The following is a 12,794-nucleotide window of genomic DNA, read 5'->3' on the forward strand; positions in this document are numbered from 1 at the left end:
CGTTGTTTCGTGTCTGAATCTAAAGGGTAACTATGCAGTAATCATAAACATCATCGTGAAAGACGAAAGAGAGGTTACGCTATGTTAACACAGGTCAGCATTTTTATTATTGCTATCGCATTTGCAGTTCTCGTTATTTTCCTCATCAAAACGTTAAAAGCAGCACAAGGCTCTCTGGATAAGGTGACTCAAACCTTGCAGGATGTACAAAAAACGATAGATGAACTGAGTTATGAAGTAAAACAAACGGTTCGACATGCGAATGACATCACCGCAGACGTTGATCATAAATTGAAGCAAGTGGAGCCAGTGATGGAATCGGTTAGAAACTTGGGAGAGGTACTCAGCGAAGTGACGCTGGCTGCCAAGCAGGCTTCAACAGCGTTAATGACACGGTTTCAGAAATCGCATAGCGCGGCGAGTAATACCTCCAGAACGGATCACGCGATCAAGGCAACGACACCGAATAGACCTTTGACCGCAACGGAGCGGACGGTTCAGAGCTACAATGCGACGTATGAGGAGCCTGCGGCCAAATCGGCTAAAAACTGGTTGGGTTATGTAGACATCGCTGCTGGGGTGTGGCAGAAAATGCGTCAGTAGCATGCATAGTGGCTGAATCGTAAACTACAGGAAATTCATTGAAAGGGTGAGATTTATGATGAAGACGTTATTACTAGCTGCTGGTTTGCTCACTCCCTTTTCCGGACAGGATACGGTTCAGCAAACCGTTTCCCCGCAAACAGCGGGGCATATGGTTAGGACTGTGCAGACGATACCCGCTCCACATGCTGTACCAGCAGATTTTCATACCTTAAATGGCATATCATTGGATGACACCCGTGCGGATGTGTTGAAGAAGCTAGGCAAGCCACAACGAGTCAAAAAGGATATGCTGCTGCTTTCTACAGAATACCAATATCCAGATGTTGTCGTAGGTATGCGTGAGGACGTCGTTTCTTATGTGCATGTAGATCCTGCTGCTGGTCGAATCAAGGTAAATGATAAGTGGCTGCCGCTGCAACGGAAAACGTTGGATCAGGCGCTGGGTGGCTCGCAATTCACAGCGGAAGACGGAGAGGTCTATGTACGCGGACAACGTGCAATCAAAGTGTTTATGGATGAGAATTCTGATAAACCTAAGTATGTTGAGTTTTTTGATGAAACGGAGTGGTAATCGATTTTTTTGAGGCGTGACATAACATGGAAGTTTCAAATGGATATGTGAAGTGTAATAGTCAGAGAAGTCAATCCTTAAAGGAGCGTGAGAAACATGAATCAGACCAATCATAAATCTTATGCCAAAGTGGTAGATAACGGTGTACAAGCCGTTGAAGCAGTAAATGAGTTGCGTAACACGGGCTATCGTTATGAGGATGTGTTCGTGCTCGCTCATGATCAGGATCGGACAGATCGTATTGCCGATACGGTGGATGTCAAGGAAATCGGGATTAAGGAAGAGGGCGTTTTCGATTCATTAGCCAACTTGTTCCGTTCCCGTGGCGATGAGCTTCGCGCTAAAATTACTTCTTTGGGATTTACAGATACCGAAGCTGACTTTTATGAAAAAGAACTGGATCAGGGTAAAGTGCTGGTCATTGCTAAAAAAGCGTGATATTGCTGTTCACCATAAAAGCAGAGTGACATTAGATTCGAAAAAGAGGAAGTTGACCGCAGCACAAGTGTTTCGCGGGTCCTCCAAAAACATAGATAAGGAATGGGGTTTTAGCCTCATTCCTTATCTATGTTTTTGGAATGCCTTCTTACGGAAACACTACTTCTAATCAACAAGGATGTTGCCGTTTAAGTAGGTATAGTATAATACATGAGTTACAGATAAGGAGAGGCCAATGAGAATTCTAATTGTTGACGATAACCCGACGAATGTCATTATTATTCGTGAAATACTGAAAAAAGAAAATTATCGGGATGTGATCTCTGCTAGCTCGGCCGCAGAAATGTTGGAGCATCTGGGAATCGGCGACCGCACGATTAGTCTTAGACCCCTTCCTTCAGATATTGATCTGGTGCTGCTGGATATGATGATGCCTGAAATGGACGGCATTGAAGCTTGCAGTATTGTGCAGGAATATGAGCATTTAAAAGATATCCCCATAATTATGGTAACGGCTGTAGGCGATTCCAAAAAATTGGCCGAAGCTCTGGATGTGGGAGCCGTCGATTACGTCACGAAGCCGATCAACAAGGTAGAGCTCATGGCGCGAATCCGGTCTGCCTTGCGTCTCAAACAGGAAAAGGACTGGCATAAAGATCGGGATCAGCGAATACAGGATGAGCTGAAGCTGGCCGCGATGGTGCAGCAGGCAGTGCTTAGTCCTGCCATTCAGGACCCGGTGCTGCAAGTGAATGCGCTCTACCAGCCTTCCTTTGAACTGGCAGGGGATTTATATTCATGGTATCCGTTAGGGGAGGGGCGATATGCCATCATTTTGCTTGATATGATGGGGCATGGCATTTCTTCCTCGTTGTTCTGCATGTTCATTGCGTCTGTACTTAAGGATACGGTGACCACTTATGTGGAGCCTGAGAAAGTCATACAAGAGCTGAATCGTCGTTTTAACCAACTGGATCTGGGCAAGCAGCTGGTACAGTATTATTTTACGGCGATTTATATGGTGATTGATACCCGTTCACGGCGAATTGACTATGTAAATGCGGGACATCCTCCCGGTTTGCTGTTTAACCAGGATGGCAGCATTACCAAATTTGACCGTGCATGTAGCCCGGTTGGTTTGTTTGATAAGATTGATGCAGAAATGCACACGATTCATTATGAAGGAACTGGACACATCGCTTTGTATACGGATGGTTTGCTGGAGGCGGTGGAAGGTGAATATGAGGAGCAGTTGGAGTATCTGACTGGGTGTCTGCGTAAGTATGAGGAATGGAATGAAGAAGCGATGCTGGATGCATTTTTTCGTAATGAGGTGCCACAGGATCGTGATGATGATAAGTGCCTGATCTGGATTTCATTGAAAGAGGGAGAGAGCTTGCATGAAAATCAGAAATAAACTGCTGATCGGCTTTGGATCGCTTATGGCAATCCTCCTTGTGCTGACGCTAATCAGCTATGACCGTATGGGGAGCCTGAATGAGCAGCTGAATCAGGTTTACCAGGACCGATATATGAAGGTCCGGAAAACAACGGCTATTCGCGGTCAGGTGAATGATATGGCCAAAGTTATGGCCAACCTGATCTTGAATCCTGGCTCCTCCGTCAGCGAGGCCAAACGTGAGCTTGATGATATTTCTGCTACTGGAACGAAAGTGCTGGCAAGTTTGCAAACAAATTCAGGCACCAGTGAAGAGCAGCAGCAGGTTGATCGGGTAGCCGTCGCCTGGAATGAATTTCTAAGTTACGAACAAAGGTTAGTTTCCTTACTGGGACAAGATCGCATTGATGAGGCTAACGCTTTCCGCAATAGTACTGGTTTGCCTGCACAAGAGGAGGCAATGGATAGCATTAATGCCCTTGCCGTTTTTCAGGATCGGGAGATTGATAACGACATGAAGCAAGCCAATCAGGCTTATGAGGAATCTGTGCAGATTACCACAATTTTGATGGCCGCCGGTCTGATCATGGGCTTACTGGTTATTTTGTGGGTGCTCCCAAGCATTGCCAAAGGTCTAAATATCGTTAATCTCATGATTAATGGTTTTGGCAAGGGAAAATACAGGGCCATTAGCCGAATGAGTGTTTCTTCCAAGGATGAAATCGGGGAGGTCGCTCGTGTATTTCAACAAATGGCCGGAGACTTGGAAGAAAAGCGGAGATTTGAGCATTCTGTCCTTCAAACGCAGAAGGATCAAACTTGGCTTAATGCCAATACTGCTCGGGTAACTGAGCTGTTCCGTGGTGTGAATTCACTGGAGCAGGTTGCTCAGATGTTCATTAGTGAGTTTACGCCCATCTTGGGAGGCAGCTATGGAGCCATCTATTTGCAAGGGAAAGATGTAGAAGACAACCTTTTTAAGTTATACGGTTCCTATGCAAAGGTGACTGGCGAAAATTCGATTAGGGACGTTATCCATGTGGGCGAAGGCTTGCTCGGACAATGTGTTCTGGATCGTAAACCGATCTTGATTACAGAGGCTCCTGACGGATATTTGTCCATAGGCTCTGCCTTAGGAGAAAGTAAGCCCGTGGGAATTATGATTTTCCCTATTTTGTTCGAGGATGAGTGTATCGGTGCTGTAGAAATAGCGTCACTGGATCGCTTCAGTGATCTGGAAACCAAGCTGTTTGCTCAATTAGTAGAGAGCTTGGGGATCATTCTGAACAATATCAAGGGACGGATGCGTGTAGAGCAATTGCTGCGCGAATCTCAGGCACTTACTGAGGAATTGCAATGCCAATCCGAAGAACTACAAACTCAGCAAGAGGAACTCAAGCGCTCCAACGAAAATTTGGAGGAGCAAACAGAAGAACTCAAGCGTTCAGAGGAATTGTTACAACGTCAACAAGAAGAATTGGAGCATTTTAATACTGAACTGATTGCCAAAACTAGAGCGTTAGAAGAACAAGTTCGAGAAGTGGAAGAAAAGAACGACGAGATCGAACATGCACGAGCTCAGTTGGAGCAACAGGCAATGCAGCTAGGAATTACAAGCAAATACAAATCCGAGTTTTTGGCCAATATGTCTCATGAGCTACGCACTCCGCTAAATAGCTTGCTTATTCTTTCTCAGCTCTTGTCTGAGAACAAGGAAGGCAATCTCAAGCCAAAGCAAGTGGAATATGCACAAACCATTTATATGTCAGGCGCCGATTTGTTGAAAATGATTGATGAAATTCTGGATTTATCCAAAGTGGACGCTGGAAAAATGGATATTAACCATGAAGCGGTCCACTTGAAGGAACTGGAACTGTTTGTGGAGCAGAATTTTGCTCCGGTTGCAGCCCAACGCGAGCTTCAACTGCATACCGAAATCGAAGAGAATCTGCCGGATGCCATTATCAGTGACGGTTATCGTCTCAAACAAATTTTACGTAATTTGCTGTCCAATGCGTTCAAGTTCACCACGGAAGGTTCTATTACTTTCAATGTATCCCGGGCAAACGGAGAGCAGCTTCCTGGTCTGCTAAATCCACGAAGATCCTATCTGGCTCTATCTGTGCGTGATACGGGCATTGGGATTGCTTCCGATAAAACGGATCTGATCTTCGAAGCCTTCCAACAGGTAGACGGTACAACCAGCCGGAAGTACGGAGGGACAGGACTAGGTCTGTCGATCAGCCGCGAGCTTTCCAGATTGTTGGGCGGCGTTATTACGGTGGAATCCGAGCAGGGACAGGGCAGTTGCTTCACACTGTATTTGCCGGAACAAACGCCAACGGCTGAGGATATGGATTCTCATTTGAGAGAGGAATTTAACGGTACGGTTGTGAATTCGGATTTTGAGAATGTCGCAGCCTCGGCAGAGACGGATCTTCCCATGATTATGCCTGCAAAACGGTTGCCATTATATCAGATGCCTTCGAAAAACAAAGCGGCGGACATTATACATCCGGGGGATGACCGAAACGAGATTACCTCGCAGGATAAAGTGCTGCTGATTATTGAGGATGATATTAATTTTGCTAATATTTTGTACGATATGGCCCGTAGCCGGGGCTTTAAGGCCCTGATCGCTCTCCAAGGAGACGATGGGCTCAACATGGCTCGGTCTTATTTGCCGGACGCTATTATATTAGATATTCAATTACCTGTGATGGATGGCTGGTCCATTTTGGGCGAGCTAAAAGGAAATTCATCGACACGTCATATTCCAGTGCATGTTATTTCGGTCATAGATGATGTGAAGCAGGGCTTGATGATGGGCGCGATTGCCTATCTCAAAAAGCCATCTTCGAAGGAAAGTCTGGATAAGGCATTTTCACATATCAAATCGTATACGGACCAGATGGTCAAACGTCTTCTTGTGGTTGAAGATGATGATAATCAGCGTAAATCCATTATTGAGCTGATCGATCATGATGATGTTGCCATTACGGCAGTATCGACAGGTCAGGAAGCACTAAATGAGCTGGCTACCCAGCGGTATGACTGCATGGTACTGGATCTGATGCTGAGCGATATGACTGGTTTTGAACTGCTGGATCGTATTCGAGAAAATGAGCAGCTAACTGATCTGCCGATCATTATTTATACAGGCAAAGATCTGGATAGCAAAGAAGAAACGCAACTTCGTAAATATGCAGAGTCTATTATTATTAAGGATGTTAAATCGCCGGAACGGCTTTTGGACGAAACAACGTTGTTCTTGCATCGTGTAGAGGCGAACCTTCCAGAGGACAAACGCAAAATTTTGCAGAAGCTATACAACAAGGAAGAGCTGTTTGAAGGTAAAAAAATATTATTGGTAGACGATGATATTCGTAATGTATTTGCTCTGTCCAGTGTGCTGGAAAGCTATCGCATGGAGGTTACCTTTGCGGAAAATGGAAGAGAAGCACTGGAACTGCTGGAACAGACACCTGATTTTGATCTGGTGCTGATGGATATGATGATGCCGGAAATGGATGGATATGAAGCGATGCGACGTATCCGGCTAATGCCACAATTCGAGAAGATGCCTATTATTGCCCTGACAGCCAAGGCCATGAAGGATGATCGTTCCAAGTGTATTGAGGCAGGCGCTTCCGATTATGTGAAAAAACCGATTCAAACCGAACAGCTTTTATCATTAATGCGGGTTTGGTTGTATTCGTAACCCAAAAAAATGGGTAATATAAATCGACACATGATTGGAGCGGCATAGGCAAAACCTATTTAGGAATTGGAGAGAGATTATGACATCTAAGGATATGGCGGATAATGCTGCTAATGAAGTGAAATCGAATGATACTGAGCGGGAAATGATTGAGATTGAGCTGTTGCTGGAAGGTATACATCGGCTGTACGGCTACGATTTTCGTAACTATGCTCTGCCTTCGATTAAGCGGCGTGTTTATTATCATGCGCAGTCCGAGAATGTAAGCACGATATCAGGACTACAGGAGAAGGTGCTGCATGATCGCAGCGCCTTCGATAGACTGGTACAAAGCCTTTCCATTCCGGTGACCGAGATGTTCCGTGACCCGGAGCTGTTTCTGAACTTCAGGCAGAAAATCATTCCTATTTTGCGAACGTATCCGTACATTCGAATCTGGCATGCAGGTTGTTCCACTGGTGAGGAAGTATATTCTATGGCGATCTTGCTGCATGAAGAAGGCTTATATGATAAGGCTCGCATTTATGCGACGGATATGAATAACCTGTCTTTACAGCAGGCGAAGGAAGGCGTATACGGGATCGACCGAATGAAGCTGTATACCAAAAATTATTTGGAGTCCGGGGGCACACAATCGTTCTCTGAATATTATACAGCCAAGTATGATTCAGTGATGTTTCATCCTTTTTTACGGAAGAATATTATTTTTGCGGAGCACAACTTAGCGACAGACCGGTCCTTTAACGAGTTCAATGTGATTTTTTGCCGGAATGTCATGATCTATTTTAACGACGAACTTCGCAACCATGTACATGGGTTGTTTTATGATAGCTTGAGTCACTTTGGTGTGTTGGTGCTTGGGGCCAAGGAATCCATACATTTTACCGATTATAGTGATTCCTACGAGCCGCTGGACCGGATAGAAAAAATATACCGGAAGATTAAATAGAGATGCTTAGGAGGATTCCATGGGGCTTCATGAACCGATTCATATATTGCTGGTAGATGACAGACCTGAGAACCTGCTCGCTCTTGAGGCAGTGCTGGAGAGTGAACAATATAATCTGGTAAAAGCCACATCCGGGGAAGAAGCGCTGCGATGTCTATTAAAAGATGAATTCGCACTTGTAGTCCTTGATGTGCAGATGCCGGGTATGGATGGAATTGAGACTGCGAAGTTAATCAAGGCCAGAGAGAAAACAAAGGATATTCCGATTATCTTTATTTCAGCTAACAGCAAGGAAGCGGAGCATTTGTTTGCGGGATATTCAGCTGGTGGTATTGATTATATGGTGAAGCCGTTCATCCCTCAAATTCTCAAGTCCAAAATTGAAGGCTTCGTGCAAATGTATCTGACAAACAAACGCTTGAAGACACAGTCCATGCTGCTTCACCACAAGACGCAGGAGCTCGAGAAGATGAACAGCGAACTGATTGCCGCCAAGGAGGCAGCAGAGATTGCTGCCAATGCCAAAACGGAATTTCTGGCAATGATGAGCCATGAGATCCGCACACCAATGAACGGTGTTATTGGCATGATTGATCTGCTGATGGAGACAGAATTGCAGACCGATCAGCAGGAATATGCTGATATCATCCGTCGTAGCGCAGACGCGCTGGTAGCGGTCATTAATGATATTCTGGACTTTACCAAGCTGGAGTCAGGCAAAATGGAGGTAGAAGAATATCCTTTTGATCTGGTTTCCTGTATCAAGGAAGTTTTCAGCCTGTTTACAGTAGAAGTCAACCGAAAGAACTTGGAACTGGTTTATTTCCTCGATGAACAGATGCCGTCCGTCTTATATGGAGATATGGGGCGATTGCGACAAGTGTTGATTAACCTAGTATCCAATGCCGTCAAATTTACAGACCGGGGCGGGGTATATGTCTTCGCATCTGTCAAAGAGCAAAGTGACAATGGACTTACCGTTGAGTTTTCTGTGAAGGATACAGGCATTGGCATTGATTCGGCTAAGGTCGGAAGGCTATTTCAGCCTTTTTCCCAACTGGATTCTTCAATGACGCGTAAATATGGTGGTACCGGGTTAGGACTTGCCATTTGTAAAACCTTGGTGAATATGATGGGCGGAGATATCCGTGTAGATACGAGCGGAGAACAAGGCGTGACATTTCATTTTACAATGAAGCTTGGCTTTGCTGAGGAAAATGAAATGGAGGGGGAGTCCAGCCACGATTGGGAAATTCCACATCAGGAGTCTCCAAGTCGTAAACCTGTACTGGTGGTGGATGACCATCCGATCAACCAGAAGCTAATGGTTAATATACTGGATAAGCTCGGTTTAGCCTCAGATGTGGCAGCAGATGGGCAACAGGCGCTTGATATGGTCATGGCGAATCAGGACTATGACTATATCTTTATGGACTTGCAAATGCCTGTGATGGACGGTCTGGAGTGTACGGGTAGAGTGCGTGAACAATTGGCGGGAAGATCCCAACCTGCCATTATCGCCATGACGGCTAACGTCATGGAGGGTATTCAGCCTCGATGTATTGAAGCTGGGATGAACGATTATATTAGTAAGCCCGTTAAAATCAGCAGTGTAAAACAGGCGTTGCTACGGCATTCTCCGGACCATTTTCCAATGCAGCCGGGTAAAAATCAAATCAATGAAGCCTAGATGGTGGCATTTGGTAGTGTTTAAAAAGTTATACCGTGATTCAAACGCTCGTATAATGGGTTAGTATGTAGGGAAATCTTTTTTCGGGAGAGTAGGCCTATGAATACAAATAAAAATGAGAAATTTAATGCAATTACAGAAACAACCGATGGCGTAAATACCGTTTATCTGAGTGGAGAGTTGGATCTTTCGGTAGCACCTGATTTTCGTCTGGTGATGGAGCCTTTGGTGGGAGAGTCCAGCCAAGATTTGATTATTAACTTGAGAGACCTTAAATACATTGACAGCACGGGTATTGGTATCTTGTTATCCATTTTAAAAGCAAGGCATGGGATGGAATCTCGCTTTGCTGTCCAAGAGGTACCGCCTCAAATTCAAAAGCTGTTTGATATGACCGGTATTGCCAAATTCTTTGTCCCCCAGGAGAATTCCCAATAGGAAAGGAAAGAAAAAGAAATGAATGCTCAAATTCAAAAAGTAGTTCTTAATTTGCCGGCAACTGCTGACTTTGTTGATATTGTAAGATTAAATTTATACGGTATTGCCGCGAAAATGGGATTCTCTTATGAGGATATTGAAGACATGAAAGTGGCTGTATCGGAAGCCTGTAATAACTCTGTCCTTTATGCATATGGTCATGAGGGGGGAGTCGTGGAAGTGACATTTGAATTTGATGAAGCTTCGTTGTCCATTCGTGTCAAAGATGAAGGGGAGAGCTTTGAGCGTGTGGAGGACCCGTCCCGTATCGCATCCTTGCATGACAAGGAGCTGAATGATGCGCAGATAGGCGGATTAGGCTTTTATCTCATGCAGGCGCTTATGGACGATGTCCATATCTTGAATGAGACAGGAAAAGGCACCGAAGTGGTGCTGGTAAAGCGCCTAACCAGAAGTGAGGAAAGAGTATGAATGAAAAGGTAACTCCCCCGGAGTCGATGGATGAAGCCGTTGGTCTAATCTGGGAGTACCAGCAAACAAAAGATAACGAGATTGCTACCGTGCTGATCCGCAAGTATGAGCCGATGGTCAAGATGGCTGCCGGGAAGATCTCCCGTAACCGTCCGGACTTATACGAGGATTTATATCAGACCGGTCAGATGGCTTTGATACGTCTGCTTCAGCAATACGATATCAGCTTGGGTATCCCATTTGAACCGTACGCTATGAAAAGTATGTTGGGACATATGAAAAATTATTTGCGCGACAAATCCTGGTACATCCAGGTTCCTCGCCGTATTAAGGAAAAGGGTGCGCTTGTTCAACATGCTATTGATGAACTGACCGTTAAATTGGAACGTTCACCCAATGTGGATGAGATTGCGACCTATTTGGATCTTACCGTGGAAGAAACGATTGAGGTGCTTGCAGGCCGTGAGTGCTATCACTATGTTTCACTGGACTCGCCTTTATCCCAGGAAGAGAGTGCAGCTACGTTAGGCGAGCTCATTAGCTCGGATGCTAACGATTATGACACTGTGGAAAAACGAATGGATTTGCAGCAGGCTTTAAGCCAACTGAAGGAGCAGGAACAAAAGGTGCTTCTTCTGGCATTTCAGGACGGTCAATCTCAACGTGCGATTGCACAGACGTTGGGCGTATCGCAGATGAGCGTTTCCCGTATTCAGAAGCGGGCAACAGAAAAGCTGAAGCAGATTATGTCTAATTCCTCTATTTCATGAGAAGACCGCGGAATTCTTGGCTTAATATATTTGGCGTCACATCGTAAGGACACGTTATTCCGATATGGGAAGCGTGTCCTTTTTATAAAGCGAAAAAGGTTGGGAGGAAGGTTGGAATCCATGACAGCATTTGAACAGATTTCTTCCTTTCGTGGAGGATGGGAATGGTGGGACATCAGTGCTGGGAATTGGCAAGATTCGGTCATACAGCACTTGAAGGAGAAGCTCCCAGAAGCCGCGGAATGGCTGGACAAGGTAGAGGACAGTCCATCCAGCTTTATATCTGTGCGCTTTCCAGATGGCAATCAGCCCTTAATGTACGGGTCGTTGATTTACTCCGTTCAGGAGGAGATCGACAGTCAGCGTAATTGCAACAAGTTTTATTTTCTGGTTCTAAACCAAAAGTTAGTGACGTTAAATCTGGATCAAAATACCCGTGAAATCATGCACACCGCGGAACGCCAAAAAATGCTGGAACAGTGTGAGGATGCAGCTGACGGCATGTTTGTATTGGCGAGAGCCGTGCTTCATTATTTTCATACAGGTATGGATAAGTTCGAGATCAACCTGAGAAGACTGGAAGAGGAGATGGAGAAAAGGAATGCCCGTACGCTGATGGATTCTATATTGAATGCACGTTTCGAGCTGTTGTATTGGAGCAATATGTTCATTCCTTTTTCAGAGCTGGTGACGGCTTCTCGGGAGGCATATCTGGATCAACTGGAGGAGAATCGTTTTTTTAAGCAGTTACTTTACCGTGTTACTCGGATGGAAGGACTTTTCCTGCATTATGAAAAGGAAATCGACACATTGATCTCCATTGACGACGCCATTTCCGCATTTAGGGGGAATGAGATTACGAAGACGCTGACCATTGTCACCGCCGTATTTACACCAGCAACCGTAGTGGGCGCTATATGGGGCATGAACTTTGAAAATCTGCCTTGGATTAAAACAGGCTGGGGTTTTACCACCGTGATTATTGCCACATTGCTAAGTATGGCGGGAATGTACGGCTGGCTGATGATGAAGGGGTGGACAGGAGACTTATTGAAGGCTAACAAGCGCAACAAATTGTAGCGGCTGATTACAGCTGTTACAATTTACAAATAAAAAATGATCCATCGTAACTGGAGGCTCTTTGAGGAGTCTATTACCGGTTACGATGGATCGTTTTTAAATGAGATAGGGACAATTACTTAGTACCTTGGCTCATTTTGATATATCCTAATAATTCGGCGATGAAATCTCCGATGACCGGAAGATTTAATTGCACCAGGAAACTGAGCAACCAAGCGAGCAAGGCGAGTATGACCACTGTACCCAGCGTAAGACCGAGACCACGTGCAATGCCTGCGGTCAGATTGCTCATAATTCTTCTTTTAGTGCTGGAGTAGTTCTCCAGAATATCTTTGAATTCTGCTCTTTCGAGCGTATCTGCTATTTGATCTAAGCGTTTGTTAAGCCGCTTGACCTCATGGCGCAGCTCAAAAGGATGCTCATTTACATCAAAGTCTCTCTCCTGATCATGTGTTTTAACATGATTATGAGTAGAAGAAGTCTGCTTGGATGAAACTTCATCTGGCTGATCTTGACCCTGTAGGGGATGAAAGGTTCTTTTGTTGTTCGCGGTAAGATCATCTCCATAGGAATTTGGCTTGTTCATTGTCATCCCAGCCTTTCTATCATTTAAAAACAGCCAGCTTCTTGCATGCTGGCTGTTCAGTGTCTAGGGCTTATT

Annotated in this window: 12 protein-coding genes; 11 read left to right on the forward strand and 1 reads right to left on the reverse strand. The window is 45.0% G+C overall.

Going from position 1 to position 12,794, the window contains the following annotated elements:
* Positions 1-81 precede the first annotated feature (81 nt).
* The 11 genes from NLX74_RS18120 to NLX74_RS18170 all read left to right on the forward strand — a co-directional run bounded on the left by NLX74_RS18120 (position 82) and on the right by NLX74_RS18170 (position 12,133).
* Positions 82-603 carry a DUF948 domain-containing protein gene (locus tag NLX74_RS18120; RefSeq protein WP_254329542.1) on the forward strand — a complete coding sequence of 174 codons (522 nt, stop codon included), beginning with the start codon at positions 82-84 and terminating at the stop codon, positions 601-603.
* Positions 604-658: 55 nt separating this feature from the next.
* Positions 659-1,177 (forward strand): hypothetical protein, encoded by a 519-nt coding sequence (locus tag NLX74_RS18125; RefSeq protein WP_254329543.1) that lies wholly within the window; start codon positions 659-661, stop codon positions 1,175-1,177.
* Positions 1,178-1,273: 96 nt separating this feature from the next.
* On the forward strand, positions 1,274-1,615 hold the full coding sequence (locus NLX74_RS18130) for a YflT domain-containing protein (RefSeq protein WP_254329544.1): 342 nt from the start codon (positions 1,274-1,276) through the stop codon (positions 1,613-1,615).
* Positions 1,616-1,850: 235 nt separating this feature from the next.
* A complete protein-coding gene (locus NLX74_RS18135; RefSeq protein WP_254329545.1) occupies positions 1,851-3,032 on the forward strand; it encodes a PP2C family protein-serine/threonine phosphatase in 1,182 nt (393 codons plus the stop codon).
* The gene (locus NLX74_RS18140; RefSeq protein ID WP_254329546.1) at positions 3,016-6,735 is read left to right on the forward strand and encodes a response regulator; all 3,720 of its coding nucleotides are present in this window, start codon (positions 3,016-3,018) and stop codon (positions 6,733-6,735) included. The genes NLX74_RS18135 and NLX74_RS18140 overlap by 17 nt, the downstream gene beginning before the upstream one ends.
* 79 nt (positions 6,736-6,814) lie before the next feature.
* Positions 6,815-7,684, forward strand: coding sequence for a CheR family methyltransferase (locus tag NLX74_RS18145; protein ID WP_235309957.1), 870 nt, complete (start codon positions 6,815-6,817; stop codon positions 7,682-7,684).
* A gap of 19 nt (positions 7,685-7,703) precedes the next feature.
* Entirely contained in the window at positions 7,704-9,374 is a 1,671-nt protein-coding gene (locus tag NLX74_RS18150; protein WP_254329547.1) for a response regulator, read from the forward strand.
* Positions 9,375-9,473: 99 nt separating this feature from the next.
* On the forward strand, positions 9,474-9,812 hold the full coding sequence (locus tag NLX74_RS18155) for an STAS domain-containing protein (RefSeq protein WP_023990272.1): 339 nt from the start codon (positions 9,474-9,476) through the stop codon (positions 9,810-9,812).
* 18 nt (positions 9,813-9,830) lie between these two features.
* Complete coding sequence (rsbW, locus tag NLX74_RS18160) at positions 9,831-10,283, forward strand: anti-sigma B factor RsbW (RefSeq protein WP_061831463.1); 453 nt, start codon at positions 9,831-9,833, stop codon at positions 10,281-10,283.
* Positions 10,280-11,053, forward strand: a complete 774-nt coding sequence (locus tag NLX74_RS18165; RefSeq protein ID WP_013311929.1) for a sigma-70 family RNA polymerase sigma factor — start codon at positions 10,280-10,282, stop codon at positions 11,051-11,053. Before rsbW ends, NLX74_RS18165 begins: the two co-directional genes overlap by 4 nt.
* Before the next feature lie 120 nt (positions 11,054-11,173).
* A complete protein-coding gene (locus NLX74_RS18170; RefSeq protein WP_254329548.1) occupies positions 11,174-12,133 on the forward strand; it encodes a magnesium transporter CorA family protein in 960 nt (319 codons plus the stop codon).
* 115 nt (positions 12,134-12,248) lie between these two features.
* Here NLX74_RS18170 and NLX74_RS18175 read toward each other — a convergent pair whose 3' ends face one another.
* The gene (locus NLX74_RS18175; protein ID WP_254329549.1) at positions 12,249-12,725 is read right to left on the reverse strand and encodes a DUF5665 domain-containing protein; all 477 of its coding nucleotides are present in this window, start codon (positions 12,723-12,725) and stop codon (positions 12,249-12,251) included.
* Positions 12,726-12,794: the final 69 nt, after the last annotated feature.

This window comes from Paenibacillus sp. MZ03-122A (genome assembly GCF_024213325.1).
GTDB lineage: Bacteria > Bacillota > Bacilli > Paenibacillales > Paenibacillaceae > Paenibacillus > Paenibacillus polymyxa_B.